This is a genomic window from Pukyongia salina, assembly GCF_002966125.1.
Lineage (GTDB): Bacteria > Bacteroidota > Bacteroidia > Flavobacteriales > Flavobacteriaceae > Pukyongia > Pukyongia salina.
The window spans coordinates 1000819-1020799 of sequence record NZ_CP027062.1 but is presented as its reverse complement, the minus strand read 5'-3'; the positions used below and the strand labels follow the sequence as shown (position 1 = coordinate 1020799).

At 42.3% G+C, this 19981-nt stretch carries 14 protein-coding genes; 8 read left to right on the top strand and 6 right to left on the bottom strand.

All coding sequences use genetic code 11. The features are described 5' to 3' along the window. Positions 1–30: 30 nt before the first annotated feature. Positions 31–834, bottom strand: a complete 804-nt coding sequence (locus C5O00_RS04525; RefSeq protein WP_105217572.1) for a THC0290_0291 family protein — start codon at positions 832–834, stop codon at positions 31–33. A 227-nt stretch (positions 835–1061) separates the two neighbouring features. Here C5O00_RS04525 and gdhA point away from each other — a divergent pair, with 227 nt between their 5' ends. The 4 genes from gdhA to C5O00_RS04505 all read left to right on the top strand — a co-directional run bounded on the left by gdhA (position 1062) and on the right by C5O00_RS04505 (position 7921). After that, positions 1062–2405, top strand: coding sequence for an NADP-specific glutamate dehydrogenase (gene gdhA / locus C5O00_RS04520; protein WP_105215330.1), 1344 nt, complete (start codon positions 1062–1064; stop codon positions 2403–2405). 109 nt (positions 2406–2514) lie between these two features. After that, positions 2515–4794, top strand: a complete 2280-nt coding sequence (gene porZ / locus C5O00_RS04515; RefSeq protein WP_105215328.1) for a type IX secretion system anionic LPS delivery protein PorZ — start codon at positions 2515–2517, stop codon at positions 4792–4794. Then, positions 4794–5513 carry a DNA repair protein RecO gene (gene recO, locus C5O00_RS04510; protein ID WP_105215326.1) on the top strand — a complete coding sequence of 240 codons (720 nt, stop codon included), beginning with the start codon at positions 4794–4796 and terminating at the stop codon, positions 5511–5513. The genes porZ and recO overlap by 1 nt, the downstream gene beginning before the upstream one ends. Positions 5514–5515: 2 nt before the next feature. Next, positions 5516–7921 (top strand): TonB-dependent receptor, encoded by a 2406-nt coding sequence (locus C5O00_RS04505; RefSeq protein WP_105215324.1) that lies wholly within the window; start codon positions 5516–5518, stop codon positions 7919–7921. Positions 7922–8063: 142 nt separating this feature from the next. Here C5O00_RS04505 and C5O00_RS04500 read toward each other — a convergent pair whose 3' ends face one another. Continuing rightward, positions 8064–9545 (bottom strand): carboxypeptidase-like regulatory domain-containing protein, encoded by a 1482-nt coding sequence (locus C5O00_RS04500; protein WP_105215322.1) that lies wholly within the window; start codon positions 9543–9545, stop codon positions 8064–8066. Between the two features lie 219 nt (positions 9546–9764). Between C5O00_RS04500 and C5O00_RS04495 the strand changes: the two genes are divergently transcribed. After that, the gene (locus C5O00_RS04495) at positions 9765–10199 is read left to right on the top strand and encodes a hypothetical protein (protein ID WP_105215320.1); all 435 of its coding nucleotides are present in this window, start codon (positions 9765–9767) and stop codon (positions 10197–10199) included. 55 nt (positions 10200–10254) lie between these two features. On the opposite strand, the gene C5O00_RS04490 is transcribed toward C5O00_RS04495, so the two are convergent. After that, positions 10255–12822 carry a phosphoenolpyruvate carboxylase gene (locus C5O00_RS04490; RefSeq protein ID WP_105215318.1) on the bottom strand — a complete coding sequence of 856 codons (2568 nt, stop codon included), beginning with the start codon at positions 12820–12822 and terminating at the stop codon, positions 10255–10257. 152 nt (positions 12823–12974) lie between these two features. Between C5O00_RS04490 and C5O00_RS04485 the strand changes: the two genes are divergently transcribed. Genes C5O00_RS04485 through C5O00_RS04475 form a run of 3 tightly spaced genes read left to right on the top strand, consistent with a single transcriptional unit; the run spans position 12975 to position 16462 of the window. Next, positions 12975–13463 (top strand): acyl-CoA carboxylase biotin carboxyl carrier protein subunit, encoded by a 489-nt coding sequence (locus tag C5O00_RS04485; RefSeq protein ID WP_105215316.1) that lies wholly within the window; start codon positions 12975–12977, stop codon positions 13461–13463. 11 nt (positions 13464–13474) lie between these two features. After that, positions 13475–14917, top strand: a complete 1443-nt coding sequence (locus tag C5O00_RS04480) for an acetyl-CoA carboxylase biotin carboxylase subunit (RefSeq protein WP_105215314.1) — start codon at positions 13475–13477, stop codon at positions 14915–14917. A gap of 3 nt (positions 14918–14920) precedes the next feature. Beyond that, positions 14921–16462, top strand: a complete 1542-nt coding sequence (locus C5O00_RS04475; RefSeq protein WP_105215312.1) for an acyl-CoA carboxylase subunit beta — start codon at positions 14921–14923, stop codon at positions 16460–16462. A 338-nt stretch (positions 16463–16800) separates the two neighbouring features. On the opposite strand, the gene acs is transcribed toward C5O00_RS04475, so the two are convergent. Genes acs through C5O00_RS04460 form a run of 3 tightly spaced genes read right to left on the bottom strand, consistent with a single transcriptional unit; the run spans position 16801 to position 19970 of the window. Then, a complete protein-coding gene (gene acs, locus C5O00_RS04470) occupies positions 16801–18708 on the bottom strand; it encodes an acetate--CoA ligase (protein WP_105215310.1) in 1908 nt (635 codons plus the stop codon). A gap of 28 nt (positions 18709–18736) precedes the next feature. Next, positions 18737–19132, bottom strand: coding sequence for a DUF7670 domain-containing protein (locus C5O00_RS04465; protein WP_105215308.1), 396 nt, complete (start codon positions 19130–19132; stop codon positions 18737–18739). 25 nt (positions 19133–19157) lie between these two features. Then, complete coding sequence (locus C5O00_RS04460) at positions 19158–19970, bottom strand: class I SAM-dependent methyltransferase (protein ID WP_105215306.1); 813 nt, start codon at positions 19968–19970, stop codon at positions 19158–19160. Positions 19971–19981 lie beyond the last annotated feature (11 nt).

Here is a 19981-nt window from a genome sequence, read left to right as displayed (position 1 = left end):
CAGGGGTTTCTTTATATTTTAATTTAATTGCTAGTCGAGGTAATAGATGTACCCAATATTCAGCCAGTAGATCCAGTCGTTGGCTTTATTTTCGGGAACAGGCAATTCATTATTGTTTTCTTCGGAAGGGTTTAATCCATCCACCCAGTTGCTGAAATAATACTGCCAGCGACTATCGAGCATAAGATCGCTCAATTCGGAAAGTTTATAACGAATACCAACACTCATCACTATAGACCAGGTACTGTCTCCTTCCTGCTGAAATGCATTTCGGTATTTAGGTAGAGGTGTAGAAACAGGAGTGTTAAGCGGACCTAATTCCGAATATACTTCAGGGTCGAAACTTACCCAGTGAACTCCAACAGCGCCAAATGGTGCTATTTTGTATCCTCCGGCGGCAAAATCCCGTATACTCAATGGAAAATATTCTAATTGTGTCCCAATATCGAAAACACGACTTTTCCCCTTCATGGCGCGCAATTGATTTGCGGTTTCACTGGTTCTATCGGGATCTACCCATTTTCCAAAGTGATCGAAATTAGTAACGTGATAGTCTATTTCGTTCCTGATCTTAAAGTGGTCGTTGAAATAAACATCTCGGGTGTAACAATTACAATCCGCCCGATAAGAGAAGTTAATGTAATGTATTAGCCCCACTCCAATACCAACATTTCCTTTATTGGTTTCGAAGTCATTACGCACTCCAAAGTCCGAATAGAACGCGACTGGACCGGTAATCACTCCTACTTCATGGGAGAATCCAAATTGGCTGTGAATGTCCTCTTTAGCGAAAACTAAGAGGAAAAACACCAATAGCAATGATCTGGCATTCATCATATAATGGTTTAGATTGAGACGTAACAAATATATAAAAACATATCTAACAGAGAAATTTAAAGGATATTTTTAGCTATTTCAGCATTTTATGCGTTTCATTTTTGGTAGATAACTTATATTTGCTCCTTGTTACGAAAACGTTTTCAGAGAACAAAAATTACACCTTTTACTTTTTTTTCTGAAACCATAAATTTCTCAATCATTTAAATTTAAATTTTATACCAGTGAAGCAAAGTATAAAAGATTTCATCGCCTATGTTGAAAGTAGAAATCCTAATGAACCAGAGTTCATTCAGGCGGTAACAGAGGTTGCCGAAACTGTAATTCCATTTATAGAAGAGAATGAAAAGTATCAGGGTAAGATGTTACTGGAGCGTATGGCAGAGCCGGAACGAACCATTATATTTCGAGTACCCTGGCAAGATGATAAAGGAAATACGCAGGTTAATCGCGGATACCGTGTTGAGTTCAATTCGGCTATCGGCCCTTACAAAGGAGGCCTTCGTTTTCATCCAAGTGTAAACCTGAGTATTCTTAAATTTCTTGGGTTTGAACAAGTTTTCAAGAATAGCCTTACCACATTACCAATGGGTGGTGGTAAAGGAGGAAGTGATTTTAATCCGAAGGGAAAAAGTGATTCGGAAGTTATGCGCTTTTGCCAAAGCTTCATGACCGAACTTCAGCGCCATATAGGGCCCAATACCGACGTCCCTGCCGGGGATATTGGGGTAGGCGGTCGAGAGATCGGCTATCTGTTTGGGCAGTATAAGCGTCTGCGAAACGAATTTACCGGGGTTTTAACCGGAAAAGGTCTTGAATACGGGGGATCGCTTATTAGACCTGAAGCTACCGGCTTCGGAACCGTATATTTTGCTCAGAACATGCTGGAAACAATGGGTCAAAGCTTTCAAGGTAAAACTGTAGTCGTTTCTGGATCGGGTAACGTTGCTCAATTCGCAGTAAAAAAAGCTACGGAATTTGGCGGAAAAGTTGTAACCATGTCCGATTCCGGCGGATTTATATACGATGAGGAAGGAATAAATGAAGAAAAACTAGCCTTTATCATGGAGTTGAAGAATGTAAAACGAGGACGAATTAAGGAATATGTAGATAAATATCCGGCGGCTTCGTATAGTGAAGGTGAACGTCCATGGAGCATTCAATGCGATGTGGCACTACCATGTGCTACTCAGAACGAATTGAACAAGGAAGAAGCAGAAACCCTTGTAAACAATGGTACGATCTGCGTAGCTGAAGGGGCAAATATGCCATCAACACCTGAAGCAATTGAAGTTTTCCACAACGCAAAAATATTATTCTCACCCGGAAAGGCGTCTAATGCCGGAGGGGTAGCCACTTCGGGGTTGGAGATGTCGCAAAACTCTTTACGCCTTAGCTGGAGCGCTGAAGAGGTAGATCAGAAACTTCATGGAATAATGAACGATATACACGCTGCCTGCGTAAAATATGGCAAAAACGGGGATGGTTACGTAGATTATGTACGAGGAGCCAATATTGCCGGATTTGTAAAAATTGCCGACGCAATGCTAGCCCAAGGAATAGTATAATTATAATTCCCACGAATATAAAAAGGTTGCTCGCAGAAGCAACCTTTTTTCATTTGTATCCAGCAATAAATAGTATTTTAGCGTGTTATTATACACAAACAAAAACTGAATGAAACTGCTTATTACCGCTCTATTTTTCTTGTCCTGTGCAGTCACAGCTCAGAATTTTGAGAATGAATGGACAGGTTATTTTTCCTACGTATCGGTAAAGGATATTACTCAGGGTAACGATCGGGTATTTGTGGGTGCAGAAAACGCGGTTTTTTCCTACGATCTCTCAACCCTAGAGATAAACACAATTTCTTCGGTAAATGGACTCTCCGGCGAACCTATCTCATCCATTTATTACAGTTCTAATTTCAACCTTCTTGTCATTGGGTATGAAAACGGGCTTATGGATATTGTAAGGGACGGAAATGAGGATATTTTAAAAGTAGTGGATATCCTGGAAAAACCCACTATTCCGGCCGACAGAAAACGAATTAATCATTTCACCGAATACAATGGTAATCTTTATATCTCCACCGGTTTTGGAATTTCGGTCTACGATCTGGACAGGTTGGAGTTTGGCGACTCTTATTTTATTGGGGATCTGGGCGCTCAGATAGAAATTACACAAACCACCATTAGCGGAGAATTTATCTTTGCATCTTCAAGGGAAGGGGGAATTCGTCGAGCCTTGGTCGATAACCCTAACCTGATAAATTTTCAGGAATGGACCACCTTCAATGCAGGTGTGAACTGGATAGGAGTTCAAACTCTTGGCGAGGAAGTATATGCCATGCGTACAGACAGTAGGCTTTCAGAATATATTCCGGGAGTTGGTTTTGTGCCCGTTACCTCATTTACGAGCGAAGTTGTGGATTTTGGGGTTAACGACAACTTGTTAACTATAACTACTGTGGCAGGGATTGAGGCTTATTCCGAGGGCTTTGTCTTGCAAGCGATGGTGCAGAATATACCAGGTTTTGACGTAGTTGGGCAATCAGGATATAATTTCAACAGCACCTTCTACTACGGAACAGAGGAAGATGGCTTACTGGCCATTCCGTTTGGTACTAACCAGGCATTGCAGATCCTTCCGGATGGACCAATAGATAATCATCCGTTTTCACTTGATGTGGCGCCCGGAGAATTATGGGTGGCCTTTGGAGATGTGGATGTAAATTTCAACCCTTTTCCACTTACCAATAAAGGTATAAGCCATTTAAAGGAAGGGAGCTGGAACAATTTCGATTTTGAGGAGGCGTTAAGCACCAACGATATTGTGAACGTTGCCATCAATCCTAATAATACCGGAGAGGTGTACATGGCATCATATAATAAGGGATTGTTACGTATTGTAGACGGTCAACCTTTGTTTCGGTATGATAATACCAATACTAATCTAAATTCTATCGATCCAAATGGTACAGATGTGCGAATTTACGGCGCCGATTTCGACAGAGATGGTAACCTCTGGATCACACAAAGCCGCGAAGATGAAGGACTAATTAAGGTCACTCCGTCTCAGTCTTTTCAGAAAATTGATGTAACCGGAATTATCGCCAATGCAGGATCTACGGGAGCTTTGGGAGAGCTGCGTATAAGCAGGGAAGGGTATGTGTTTTTCACTTACGATCAGGACGGTCTGGTGGGTTACAACCCTGCTACCGGGCAATTCAATCTTATTTCAGAAGGTATAGGAAGCGGAAATCTTCCCGATAACAACGTGCGCGCTATAGAATTCGACAATCAGAATCGTTTGTGGATTGGAAGCCTAATGGGGCTTCGGGTGCTATTCAATGTGGGGGGATTTTTTGAAGAAGGTGCCGATGTGGATACTTCCCCTATAATAATTTTGGAGGATGGAGTACCTCAGGAATTACTTTTCGAGCTTACTGTTACCGATATAGAAGTAGACGGATCCAACAACAAATGGATATCTACGGCTACTTCGGGTGTTTTCTACCTGTCTTCAAATGGACAGGAAACCTTGTTGCGATTTACCAAGGACAATTCGCCTTTGCCTTCCAATAATGTACAGGATATCGCTGTCGATCCTTTTACCGGTGTAGTGTACTTCGCTACCATTAATGGCTTGGTTGCTTACAACGGATCTTCAACTGCACCCAGGGAAAACCTTGAAGATGTATATTCTTACCCTAATCCGGTTCGGCCCGGATTCGACGGGAATGTTACCATAGATGGGTTAACCGCCAGGGCTAACGTGAAGATCACCGATATTGAAGGTAATCTGGTATACGAGGAAACCAGCCAGGGAGGGAGTATATTATGGGACACTACTGCCTTTGGACGCTATAAAGTAGCCTCCGGAGTATATCTGGTGCTTATCACCACCGAGGATGCGCTGGAAACCAAAGTTCACAAAATAATGGTGATTCGCTAATGGTGATCACTACCCCTGCCATTGTATTCTCATCTGTTAAATACGCCGAAGCAGACCTTATTGTAAGCTGCTTTACCGAGACTTCCGGACTTAAAAGTTATCTTCTCCGTAATGTGTTAAAGTCTCGGAAAGGAAAACTGAGAGCTTCCTATTTTCAACCATTAACACAGCTCGAGATCACCGCCGTCCACAGGGATAAAGGAACATTAGAACGGATTCAGGAGGCCAAAATACTGGAACCTTATCGCAGTTTGCACACAGATGTTGTAAAAAGTGGAATAGTTATGTTCCTGGCTGAAATACTAAGAACCTCTATCAGGGAAGAGGAGGCTAATGCAGATTTGTTTCGTTATCTGCAACAATCCCTGTTCTGGCTGGATACGCACGACGCTGTAGCCAATTTTCATTTGTTATTCCTCTTAAAATTAACCGCTTATCTGGGTTTCTATCCGGATGAATCTACCCTGGGGAAAAAATACTTCAATCTGGAGGAAGGATATTTTGAGGATACACCCGGTGGAATGGCATGTGAAGAAGGTGAAAATATTGAGGTTTTGAAAGGGTTGTTCGGCATAGATTTTGATGCACTTGACGGAATTAAACTAACCAAAAAAGTACGTTCGGAGGTGCTCAATTTGTTATTGAATTATTATCAATTACATTTGCAGGCCTATAAAAAACCGAAGTCACTTTTGGTTCTAAATCAACTTTTCAGTTAACGATGCGAAACCACTTACTAATTGTAATTGTATTACTCTCATTCTCTCTATCAGCCCAACAAATTAAAGTAATCGATGCCACCAACCGCCAACCCATTTCAGGGGTTGCCGTTTTTAACGATGATGCCACCAAAAATGGGATTACAGATTTCGATGGCTTGGTAGATATTTCTGAATTTTCTCAGGAAGAAAATATCAATTTTAAACATATCTCTCATCTGGACCTGTCTTTTACCAAAGCCGAAATAATCGCGGCCGGGAACACAGTTGAGATGCACACCGATGCCAGTCAGTTAGAAGAAGTGGTAGTTTCGGTTTCAAAATTTGGTCAACAGAAACGCGATATTCCTCAACATATCGTAAGTGTTACTTCTGAAGATGTCCTTTTCGGTAATCCTCAAACTGCAGCCGATCTCCTTGAAAGCAGCGGTCAGGTATATGTACAGAAGAGTCAGCTAGGCGGCGGTAGCCCCTTAATTAGAGGATTTAGCACCAACCGATTGCTTATTACAGTGGATGGGGTACGATTTAATACGGCCATCTATAGAAGCGGAAATGTACAAAACGTTATTTCCATCGATCCTTTTGCGGTAGAACGCACCGAAGTGATACTTGGCCCCGGATCGGTGGTCTACGGTAGTGATGCAGTAGGAGGAGTTATGAACTTTTATACCAAGAACCCTAAATTCTCTCTGGAGGATGGAGTGGCAATTTCGGGAAATGTTACGGGAAGGTATGCTACGGCAAATTCAGAAAAAACTGGTCATATCGACCTAAATATAGGCCTGAAAGAGTGGGCCTTTTTAACTTCTGTTACCTATAGTGATTTCGACGACCTCAAAATGGGAAAACACGGCCCGGATGAGTATTTAAGGACCGAATATACCAATAGAATTAACGGAGAAGATGTTGTGATTAGTAATCCAGATCCACGTGTACAAGTACCCACGGGTTACGACCAGATCAATACTATGCAAAAGATCAGGTTCATGCCGGACACCAATTGGGATTTCGAGTTGGGATTGTTCTATACTACCACCAGTGATTATTCGCGTTATGACAGGTTGTATTTAAAAGATGATGAAGGAAATTTGGAATCGGCAGAATGGTATTATGGTCCCCAGGAATGGATGAGTGGGAATTTACAGATCTCGAATAAGGCTGATACCTTCCTTTATGATGAGAACATAATAACGCTAAGTTATCAGCAATTCAAAGAGAGTAGAAACGATCGTGATTTTGGAGAGGAGATCCTTTTCGAAACAAATGAGAAGGTGAATGCCTATACCGGGGGTTGGGATTTTACTAAAAAATTTAATAAAGCTACTTTGTTTTACGGACTGGAATATGTCTTTAATAAAGTTAATTCAGAAGGAAAACAAACTAATATCAATACCGGAAATTCGGTCGCAGATCTATCCCGATATCCCGATGGTGCCACATGGCAAAGTATGGCAGCTTACAGCAGCTTGCAGTATAAACTAAGCGATGGTCTCTCCTTTCAGGGTGGGTTGCGTTATAACCATGTGCTAGTTGATGCTTCCTTTGTTGGGCCTTTTTACGATTTTCCGTTTACCGAGGCGAACATAAATACCGGGGCCCTAACCGGAAGTGCGGGCTTTGCCTGGCAGGCGAGTGAGATACTTGGATGGAAATTGAATTTCGGAACCGCCTTCAGGGCTCCCAATGTTGATGATGTAGGGAAGATATTCGACAGTGAACCGGGTAGTGTGGTAGTCCCTAATCCCGATCTTGAGGCAGAATATGCTTATAACTACGAGCTAGGGGCAAATTTAAATTTCGACGATGTTGTAAAGCTTGAATTAGCCGGTTATATTACCCAACTCAAAGATGCTCTTGTTCGTCGTGATTTCGAATTGGATGGACAAACCGAGATCATTTACCAGGGAGAATTGAGCAAGGTTCAGGCGATACAAAATGCGGCAAAAGCCGAGGTTTATGGTTTCGAAGCCGGGCTGGAAGTAAATTTTTGTGAAGCGCTTCAATTAACTTCTCAATACAATATCACCGATGGATTCGAAGAGGACGATGCGGGAAATATCAACCCAATACGGCATGCCGCTCCCCAGTTTGGGAATTCTCATCTAATATGGAAACACGGAAAATTAAAACTGGACGCCTTTGCCGAGTACAATGGGCAGTTTGATTATGAAGACCTGGCGCCCTCACAACAGAACAATAGTTATCTGTACGCAAAAGATGAGAATGGAAATCCCTATTCGCCCAAATGGTATACACTAAACTTTGGCGGGCAATACGAGATCACCGAAGCTATCACTCTAAATGCAGTGCTGGAGAATATTACAAACCAGCGTTACAGACCCTATTCTTCTGGGATCGCCGCTCCGGGCACCAATTTGATCGTTGCAGCTTCTTTAGAGTTCTGATAATAATATTGGTGTTTGCCGGTGTTTACTGATGCAGTTTGATAATTCGATGTTGGTGGGGAACTCGTGACTCCTTGATCTGCGAAAGCTGCAATTAGAAGTAAATATTCTCTTCTTTAGTTCAGGTAGCGTTGTTTGCTTCTTACTCAATTACCTTAAATTCCTGTATAGCCGCATTAGGTTCCATTATGGTGTAGCCCGCCCAGAAATTGGGATCGTATTTAGATAGATAGGTGGCTTTTACTTTCAGATTTTCACTTGCATTGGAAAATTCCGATTCCGAAATAGAGACACTGTTAAATACTACAAATTCATACTTCTTTAGGTTAGAGGCCTTAATATTCATGTGGATTGCCAGTTCGTTTTGTTTCCTCCTACCCTTTACGAACTTATTTTTTTCAATTACATTGAGAGGCCTGTCTATTCCGGTTTGGTGACCATTTTCCAGTTCGATGTACCTGGGACTATAGGTTCCACCGGCATCTTTACTGAAAAGCATCTTCCCACGATACACCGAATGTCTGTATGTTATACCCAGAAGCCCGAATTTTTTTAGTGGTCGAACATTGTCGAATTCTAGTCTAACGATAGCGTAATCGTTGGTATTTACATACATTACTCCTTCGAAATCTTTGTTACCTTTTGGGCTAAATTCGATCACATACACCGGGTCCTCATTAATAAAGGAATAATCTGTTAATTTGAATTGGTAGCGATTGGATTTTTCCAGAAAGTCAAGTTCGGTACCATCATGGAAGAATAATTGGGAATACAGCTCTGAAATATGATCCTTTACTCTTTCCTGAAATAGCTCATTATCGGTATTCTTTACCTCCACTTTTATTGCCTTAGACTCCTCTTCATTGGCAGCCGCAGCCGAATCCAGCTGCATTTTTGTGCTGAAAATACCAGATCTGATCTTGATGTAGGAATCCTTCTTCACATTATCTGTAAAAATTTTCTCCAACTTTTCGGTAAGCCCATCCACCGAAACATCCTTGTTTTTATCATATAATTCGGCGGCTTTATGGATATTAAATTTATGAGAGCGATAATCACCGTAAAAGTCTCCGGCAACCTCTCTGTAATAAGAAGATTCACGAGGAATTTTAGACGCCAGATTCTGGATTAGTTCTTCATTTAGTTCGGGGATAGAGGATTTTTTAAACTGGAAATCCACTTTATCCATGGTACTAAAATTACTCTCACGAAAGAATATGCTCTTTTCACTCAGCGACATCTTATAGTTGGAATCTATATTTTCCTTAATTCGTTCAACGATCTCTTCTACATCAAGTTGAAGGCCATCAATATAAACGCTACCCAACTCGAAGGTCTTAGGGTCGAGGGAAATTACCTCAGTCTTCTGCGCTGGTAACCAGACCGATTTTTTTTCATATCCCATAGAGGAGATGTACAATGAATCTTGTATCGATTGGATCATCCCGGGAGTGAGACTAAAGATCCCTTCCTCATTGGTGATCACACCATTGTTTTCTGAGGTTATAACGGTAGCAAACGGAATAGCTTCGCCCGTACTGCTGTCTACCACCTTAGCCGTAAAATTTTGAGCTACTGTAATGGAGCAAATAAAGTAACAAAGAGTGTGGAATATAGATTTCATTGGGATAATGGTTTTTTATAAAGACGCAAGTTGGGCAGGGATGGTTGTCTAGGAAGAAGACGAGTCTCTTGACAAAATGTAACCGAAGTGATTGAATTCCTTGCATTTCGAATTCTAAACCGTTGTGGGTTTTTACTCATTGAGAAGTCTATAATTCACATTAAAGTACTTAAAAACAATGATTTACATAATATTTGGCTTATAATCAAAATTTGAGAAATGATGAAAACACAATTGAATTTCTACGCGCTAACTAAATTAATCATGCTGATGCTGGTTTGTACTATAATGATGTCCTGCTCTAGCGATGATGATGGTGTGATAACAGATGACGACCTTCCAGAGCTAATTATTGAAGTTACAGATTGTCCCCTGGAGAATCTGGTGATGACGCCAAAAGTGACGATAAGTGGTAATACCCGGCGTTGGTTTGTAAATGTTGAAGCTACTATTACCTGTATGGGAGAGCCGGTAGACAAGGCAGAACTTAAGGTAAAGTGGAGTTGGGTGAAAAAGGCAATTAAGATCAAGACAGATTCTACAGGTAAGGCTACGGCACGCCAGCGAGTGAACTCCGAACCGAGACCTAAGGGGAAAGTGACGGTAACGGTAAAAGGATCGAATGGCTCAAGGCCGATGACGGTAGAATTTTAAATATATTCTGAAGTACAAGTAACCCACAGAGATAGATTCTGTGGGTTTGATGTTTTTACGCACTATTGCGGCTGGCGTTAATATTACCAAATAAACTTCGCGTAACCATCTTTTCCCATACGGCCAGCTCTGCTTCCGGGGCGTTTTCTTTTTTTAATTTCTGAATCTCCCGCAGCGCGTATTGTTGTATGGTAAGCAGAGGTAAAACAATTTCCTCCCTTACCGCGATGGATGCTCTCATTGCCTTACTTTCTTCCATTAACTGCGATTGGCCACTTAGCTCTAGTAATAGTTCTTTAGACCGAAGGTACTCCTCATGAACAAGGGTCCAGAATTCTCCAAATTCGGGATCATCCTTCATATAGGCGGTTAGAGGGAAGAAAGACTTGGTAAGGCTCATCATACTATTTTCTAATAAGGTTCTGAAGAACATGGAATGCGAATATAATGCGCGCACCTTATCAAAGGCTCCTTCCTCTTTATATTTTTGCAAAGCATAACCTACGCCATAAAATCCGGGGACATTTTGTTTTAGCTGACTCCAGCTACCTACAAAGGGAATCGCCCTAAGGTCGCTGAAAACTAATTCACTACTCTTTCCTCTCTTTGAAGGCCGACTCCCAATATTCGTCATAGCGTAATATTTTAAGGTGCTCATCTGCTCTAGATATGCCAAGAATTTGGGGTGTTGTTTGAAATCTGAATAGGCCTCATAACTTAAATTGGCCAGTCTTGTCATGGTTTCCCGTTGCTCCCCATTCAGGCTGGCACTATCGTCTGTGAATACTGCATTTGAAATTCCCGAACTTAATAATTGTTCGAGATTGTATTGACAAGATTCCCGAGTTCCGAAATTAGAACTTATTGTTTGCCCTTGTATGGTAAGCTGTACTTCTTCTTTTTCAATTGTAGGGCCCAGAGATGCGTAGAATTGATGGGTTTTTCCTCCACCTCTTGCCGGAGGACCTCCACGCCCATCGAAAAAGATCACACTAATGCCATATTTTCTCGACACCTCTGTAAGACGCTCCTTAGCTGTAAATATGCTCCAGTTTGCCATCAGGTAGCCTCCATCTTTTGTTCCATCGCTGAAACCAAGCATAACAGACTGGTTTTTACCTCTACGTTTTAGGTGAGCAGCGTATTCGGGGTTGGAATATAAAACTTCCATGACATCACTTGCCGCCCGAAGATCGTCCACAGTTTCGAATAATGGAACTACGTCCACAGTAGGTTCGTTCCATCCAGATAGCCTGAGCATAGCAAAGACCTCTAATACATTTTCGGCCGTTTGATTATTACTGATAATATATCGATTGCACCCGGTTTCTCCATTATTTTCCTGGATGATCTGCATAGCCCTGATTGAGCCAAGGGTTTTTTCTGCTAGTTCGTCACCTACAGAGCGAGGATCTATATCACCTTTCAGCCGAACAAGAAAATCGATTCTTTCGGCTGTCGACATTTCCATGTATTCCTTCGGAAATAATTCAGGTTTGGCCTTTGCAATGGCCATCATCACCTGGGTATGTATTCTCGAATCCTGCCTGATATCGAGCACGGCAAAATGCATTCCGAAGAGATTCACCTTATTGATCATATCATCTACCATATCAACGAATAGCGACTGGTGGTCTCGAACGAGAATATCTTTTATCGCACTAAGTTGTTCAAGGATAGTTTCGGCATTGAGCGTTATTTTACCATGTTGAAGAGAAATGTTAGCATATACCTCGGTCTCCAGCCGTTCCACCAGGACATCTACCCCCTCGAAAGTAACCCGGCGCCGCAGCGAGCGCAAGTCGCGATAGTAACTTTTCAGTAAAGTTGAGCGTAAACGATAGGCAACTTGCAGGGTTGTTTCGGTGGTTACAAACGGATTCCCGTCTCTGTCACCTCCCGGCCAGAATCCCAGCTGGATCACTTCGTTGCCCGGTAATTCGCCTTCAAAAATATTATTCCGAATATAGGCGTAGATATCGCTTACCGAATGATAGAAGACGTTTTCAAGATACCAGATAAGCCTAACTGCTTCGTCATAAGGCGTAGGTTTCTGTTTCTTAAAGAAAGGCGTTTTTCCTAACTGTGCCAGTAATTTCTTGATAAGTTCGAGGTCGGTGGCCTCAATAGCCTTAGCCAGATCTGTTATGATGCCCAGAACTGCCCCGGGATAAAACTGGGTAGGGTGAGCCGTAAGCACAGGCCGTATCTTAAAACGATGCAGGTACGCTTTTAGTTCCTCTTTCTTATTCTTGTCTTCGGCTTCTTCTTTGCTATTCCTTAGCGTTCCCCTTCCGTCCATATTATTGATAGTTGTAAACGCTGCATCTTCAATGGCGTCGAACAGTACCACTTGTCTTTCTATGTATTGTATAAATCTGAAAAGTAGATTTATGCGTTCCTCAGGGGTGGGATTATCTGTATATTTTGAAAAGAAGGATGCTACGATCTCGGTAGGGTTCTTATTTTCTTTAAATCCATTTTTACAAACCTCCTGGAACAGGGGTAACATTACTCCTGTTCTGGTGATAGCATCGAACGGCAAGGTCATGAATATACTGTTGTATATCTGATATCGGGAGAGGACATGTTTATTAAAACGTTCTTCTTTAGTATGTTTCATAGCAATTTTATACGAAAATTAAATTTAATACATTATAACGAGTAATGCCAACCAACAGGATTCTAATATTGTCAAACAGCTTACAATGACTTTCATCACAAATAGCAAAGTAGCAATATGTATCTTTACGTTTCCAAAAACAATATCATATTATGAGCAACTCGTACGTAGCTTCGGTAAACGATTCTTCCGAATATGAGGTTAGCCCAAAAGCCATATCTCAATTAGATGTGATCTCGGTGAATGAAGATACTTATCACGTAATTCAGGATAAGAGATCAACCACGGTAACCATAACATCTGCCGATCTCACCCATAAGATATACAACATAAGAGTAGGAAATAATTCCTACCGAGTAGTACTACTGGATGAGGTGGATCAATTGATCAGGAAAATGGGATTCTCCATAGGGCAGTCTAAACTTGTCAACTCCCTGGAAGCTCCTATGCCGGGATTAATTTTGGACGTACAAGTTGGTGCCGGAGAAGCAGTAAAAGAAGGAGACACGCTGCTCATTCTAAGTGCGATGAAAATGGAGAATAGTATTCTATCACCCAGGGATGGGGTGATACGAACAGTGCATGTAGCTAAAAATGATGCGATCGACAAGGGGCAGTTATTAATCGAGTTCGAAGCCTAAATAGTGACCAGATGAAAAAAATACTTGTAGCAAATCGAGGAGAGATCGCCATTCGTGTAATGCGAACGGCAAAGAAGATGGGCATTAAAACCGTTGCTATTTTTTCGGAAGCAGATAGAAATGCACCCCATGTGCGCTATGCAGATGAGGCGGTATGTGTGGGTCCGCCACCTTCGGCCGAGTCTTATTTGCTGGGATCTAAGATAATTTCCGAAGCAAAAAAACTGGGAGTAGATGGAATTCATCCCGGGTACGGTTTTTTAAGTGAAAATGCCGAATTTGCCGAAGAAGTAGAGAATAACAACATAACTTTTATCGGGCCGGGTTCTAAGGCGATCAGGATCATGGGTTCTAAACTGGCGGCCAAGGAAGCAGTGAAAAAATACGATATCCCCATGGTACCTGGGATCGATAAGGCAATAACCGATATCGAACAGGCAAAGATAATTGCAGCTTCTATAGGATTCCCCATACTAATAAAGGCATCGGCCGGAGGAGGAGGTAAAGGTATGCGCATCGTTGAGCGAGAAAAAGACCTGGAATCACAGATGAAAATGGCCATTGGGGAAGCGACAGCAGCCTTTGGAGATGGATCTGTATTCATTGAGAAATATGTCACTTCCCCAAGACATATTGAGATTCAGATTTTGGCCGATAAGCACGGAACTATTCTTCATTTCTTCGAACGAGAGTGCAGTGTTCAGAGAAGGCATCAGAAGGTTGTAGAAGAAGCTCCCTCTTCTGTGTTAACACCGGAAATGCGCAACGCCATGGGAGAAGCCGCGGTAAACGTAGCGAGGGCCTGTGATTATGTGGGAGCCGGAACCGTAGAATTTCTCCTGGATGCTGATCATAATTTCTATTTCCTGGAAATGAATACCCGGTTACAGGTAGAACATCCGGTCACAGAATTAATTACAGGCGTAGACCTTGTTCGATTACAAATAGAAGTTGCGAGAGGTGAAAAGTTAAAACTTAAGCAATCCGATTTGAAAATAGAAGGCCACGCTCTGGAGCTTAGAGTTTATGCAGAAGATCCTACAAACGATTTTCTGCCAAGTGTGGGAACTTTAGAAACATATCGTTTGCCGGAGGGTGATGGAATAAGAGTAGACAATGGTTTTGAAGAAGGGATGGAGATACCCATTTATTACGATCCTATGCTCTCTAAACTTATTACCTTCGGAAGAAACCGTGAACTGGCGATCGATAAGATGATCCAGGCGATCGAAAACTACAAGGTGGAAGGTGTTGAAACAACCTTAGCTTTTGGGAAATTCGTGTGTGAACATCCAGCCTTTCGGTCGGGTGATTTCGACACTCATTTTGTGAAGAATTATTTCAGCGGAGATGCCCTAAAAAAAGGCACGAAGGAAGAGGAGAAGCTCGCTGCTCTTATTGCATTAAAACATTACCTGAAAGATAAAAGTAAACTTAGATTACCAAATTCGTAACATATGAATTCGAAAATAGAAGAACTTAACGAACGTTTAGCGAAGGCCTACTTAGGAGGAGGACAGGCCAGGATCGATAAACAGCACAAAAAGAACAAACTCACTGCCAGGGAGCGAATTCATTATTTATTGGATGATAATTCATTCGAAGAAACCGGAATCCTGGTAACTCATCGAACCACCGATTTTGGGATGGATAAGGAGAAGTATTACGGAGATGGAGTTGTAACCGGTTATGGCACCATAGACGGCAGGCTGGTCTATGTCTATGCACAGGATTTTACTGTGTTTGGAGGGGCTCTTTCTGAAACTCATGCCGAGAAGATCTGTAAGGTGATGGACCTGGCGATGAAGGTAGGGGCGCCTGTGATCGGATTGAACGATTCGGGCGGTGCACGAATCCAGGAAGGGGTGAGATCCCTGGGTGGATATGCAGATATTTTTTATCGCAATGTAATGGCTTCGGGAGTGATTCCACAACTTTCTGCTATCATGGGCCCTTGTGCCGGAGGAGCAGTTTATTCGCCAGCTATGACAGATTTTACCATGATGGTTGAAGGTACCAGTTATATGTTCGTTACCGGTCCTAATGTGGTAAAGACTGTTACGAATGAAGAAGTAACTTCCGAAGAATTGGGTGGAGCAAGTACACATTCGCAGAAATCGGGAGTTGCTCATGTTACCTCAGCCAATGATGTGCAATGTCTGGCAGATTTAAAGAGGTTGCTTAGTTACCTTCCGCAGAATAACAAAGAAAAACCTGTGGCCATTCCTTATGAAACAGGAGATGAGATCCGGATGCAGCTTGCAAATATCATTCCCGATAGTACCACCACTCCTTACAGTATGCACAACGTAATCAAAGGAATAATAGACGAAGATTCGTTCTTTGAGATACATAAGGATTACGCAGAGAATATTGTTGTGGGATTTGCAAGGTTAGGTGGTAAGAGTATAGGGATCGTTGCAAATAACCCAATGTTTCTTGCAGGAGTTCTGGATGTGGATAGTTCTAAAAAAGCAGCGCGTTTTACTCGTTTCTGTGATTGTTTCAATATTCCCTTGCTGGTCCTGGTGGATGTGCCCGGATTCCTTCCGGGAACAGATCAGGAATGGAATGGCATTATCATGCATGGGGCCAAATTATTGTATGCACTTAGCGAGGCTACTGTGCCCAGGGTAACTGTGATTACCCGCAAAGCGTATGGAGGCGCCTACGATGTAATGAATTCGAAGCATATTGGAGCCGATATGAATTTCGCCTGGCCAACTGCAGAGATCGCGGTAATGGGAGCGAAAGGCGCTAGTGAAATTATTTTCAGAAAAGAGATAAAGGAAGCCGCAGATCCCGAGAAGAAACTAGCCGAGAAAGAGAAGGAATATGCCGAGAAATTCGCAAACCCATATCGAGCTGCGGAACGCGGGTTTATCGATGAGGTGATCCTTCCGGAAAACACGCGTAGAAAACTCATGAAGGCTTTCTCTATGCTGGAAGGTAAGAAGGCTAAAATTCCGAAGAAAAAACACGGAAATATTCCGTTATAGTAAATAAGTATCCTCTACAATGTCTTTACTATTTACGCAATTAAGTATGTAGGTAATTCTATGGCATTAACCTATCTGGCTGAAAATTAAGTGTTTTCACTTAGTTTGGGAAATAATCAGAGTCCTATATTTGTGTTTAATTAATGTAACAAGTCCCCGTTTTTTACTTACTGCATTATGTTTCTATTGAATTGTTCGGACTATTATAAAGATCTACCTAAGTCCTGATTAAATAATAGAAAAAGTAAACATAGTATTAGAATATAATCTAAGAATAATTCCCCAATTTACGTATTGGCCAGAAACCAGTTGCCGTCCCGCTTTTGCGGGACGGTTCTTTAAAGTACGTTATCCATGATATCCTGCACCACTTCCGGATTTAGTAGCGTGCTGGTATCACCAAGGTTGGAGGTATCTCCTGAAGCGATCTTCCGAAGTATCCTTCGCATGATCTTGCCAGACCTTGTTTTGGGTAAGCCCGGTGTGAACTGTATCTTTTCCAGTTTAGCGATAGGACCAATACGTTCGGTGATCAATTGATTGATCTCTTTTCTTAAATTATCCTGGTTTCTTTCTTCTCCTGTCTCTTTTAATATAACATACCCATACAAGGCGTTTCCTTTTACATCGTGTGGGAAACCTACGATGGCACTTTCAGAGACGGCCGGATGTTCGTTCACAGCATCCTCTATTGGAGCAGTACCAAGATTATGACCCGATACAATGATCACATCATCCACTCTGCCCGTAATCCTGTAATAACCGGTATGGTTACGCAAGGCGCCATCTCCCGTGAAATATTTATTCTGAAAAGCAGAGAAGTAGGTGTCCTTATACCGCTGGTGATCACCCCAGATGGTCCTGGCAATCGCCGGCCAGGGAAACTTTATACACAATCGTCCCTCGGCAGGGTTTCCGGTTATTTCCTCCGATGCTTCATTCATCAGGCAGGGTTGAATTCCCGGAAAGGGTAAGGTGGCAAAAGTTGGGATGGTAGGAGTTGCAAATGGAATAGGGGAGATCATGATTCCGCCGGTCTCTGTTTGCCACCATGTATCCACGATCGGACTCCTGGTTTTGCCAATATTTTCGTTATACCAATGCCAGGCTTCTTCATTGATTGGTTCACCAACAGTGCCGAGTACTTTTAGAGAAGAAAGGTCGTAATTCTCAACAAAGGACAATGGTTCTTTCGCGAGAGCTCTAATAGCAGTAGGGGCCGTATAAAATTGGGTAATACGATGTTTTTCCACTACTTGCCAAAAACGGCCAATGTCCGGGTATGATGGGACGCCTTCGAACATCACCGTGGTAGCACCATTGGCCAGGGGGCCGTAAACGATATAACTATGTCCTGTGATCCACCCAATATCTGCCGTACACCAATAGATATCGTCATCGTTGTACTGGAATATATTTTTAAAGGTATAGGCGGTGTAGACCATGTATCCTGCTATGGTATGAACCATCCCTTTCGGTTTCCCGGTCGATCCGGATGTGTAAAGGATGAAAAGTGGGTCTTCGGAATTCATTATTTCCGGAGGACAATTGGAATCTGCAGTGTCCAAAAGTGGCTGCAGCCACAGATCACGCCCTTCACGCATATCAATTTCGGAATGAATTCTTTTCACCACCAGAACAGTTTTTACACAGTCGCAGGAGGTTAGGGCCTCGTCTACGATACTTTTAAGATCGATGGTCTTAGCACCTCTGAAGGATCCGTCGCTGGTGATGACCAATTTACAATCACTGTCGTTTATTCGCGTAGCGAGTGCGGTGGCTGAAAATCCGGCGAACACCACCGAATGAATAGCACCAATACGAGCACAGGCAAGCACAGAAATGGCCAGCTCGGGGATCATAGGTAAATAAATACACACCCTGTCACCTTTGCCAATTCCCTTGGCCTTTAATACGTTTGCCATACGGTTTACCCGCTGATAAAGCTCAGTATAGCTAATATGTTGTGCGCTTTCTTCAGGGTTATTAGGCTCGAAAACAATAGCAGTTTTATCACCTTTAGCAGCCAGATGCCTGTCGATACAATTTTCGGTGATATTTAATTGAGCTCCTTCAAACCATTTTATCTCCGGTTTGTTAAAGTCCCATTCTAATACCTTATCCCAGCGTTTTCTCCAGAGAAAATGTTCTTCGGCGATCTCCTCCCAAAAAATCTCCGGGTGGCGAACAGATTTACGATAAACTTGAAAATATTCTTCTAAATTCTTAATGTGAAACTGACTCATTTAATCTATTGTTTTAAACGGAAGTAACTCACAACAATTCATTGTCCTTGTTGTATTTTGAAATGGCGGCTCCTGTAAACAAGATCACAAGAGAAAGGAAGACCACCGTAAGACAGAAAATAAAGGTACTGATAAAGAAGTTCCCTCCTCTGAAATTGAAGTAATAGGTGATCATACCCCCAAAGATCAACAGCAGAAATCCGCCCCAGGCGTAATTCTTCCTCGCAATGATGACCAGAACCAAAAGGATGATCCATGGGATACTGTTCGCACTGTTTTTTGTTAAACCTGTTAAGCCCCCTCCATAAGTTTCAGATCCCGAGATCAAGGAAAAAATAAAAAGTAGAATTCCTATTATTAGTAAAATGGCAATTGCGCTGTTATGAGCGATCCCAATTATTCTTATTTGTTTCTCGTTGGTCATGGTGTATCTGTTTAATCGAAGGAATTTATTTTATGGCTATTACCTCGGTCATTACGGGGCAAAAGATACTCGAACCAGTTGTGTTTTCAAGTTCTATTAGATCTGTGAATGCTTTCTCTTTATTTTCTTCGGAAAGATATCCGGCTTCAACAAGCCTGGGAAAATAGCTATGATAAAAGGTTTTCGGCCATTGCCAGTTAAGATTATCAGGCGTTGCAATTTTTGCCATGGGCCTGATCCCAGTGATCTTCATTCCAAAACCAGACAGTATCCCCGGCAGCAGCTTTCCAATGTTTATTTCCCCATTCGAATCCTGGAAGCTTTTCATAGCGGCTGCAATTGCGACCGAAAGCCCCTCTTTGGCAGGTTGTGTTTGGTGAGTGGTCCAATCGTAATATTCGTGGATCACCATTTTACCACCCGGTTTCAGAGCATGGTATACCTTCTCCAAGATCTCCCTGGGATTAGGTAGCCACGCCAGCGCCCAGCGGCAATACATTCCATCCAGCGAATTGGGTTGGAGATGCATTTCGTTAAAATCTGCACATTCAGCTTCTATGTTGAGGTGTTGTAAACTACTTATCTCCTTGAGGTGATGGATATACCCTTCAGATTTATCGACGCCGATAACCTTGCCGGATTGACCGGCAATAAAGGCAAGTTCTCGAGTGCAGTATCCCGGCCCGCATCCAAGATCAAGCAATGTGTTCCCGGCGGTAAATCCTGCTACGGCCCATCCGCGTTGCGCTTCTTCCGCCCAAACCTGGTGTTGTATACCAAGACGGATAAGTTCCTGCTTATCGGTACCCAGGATATAAGCTGTTGTTTCTTTCGGCATGTGATAAATTT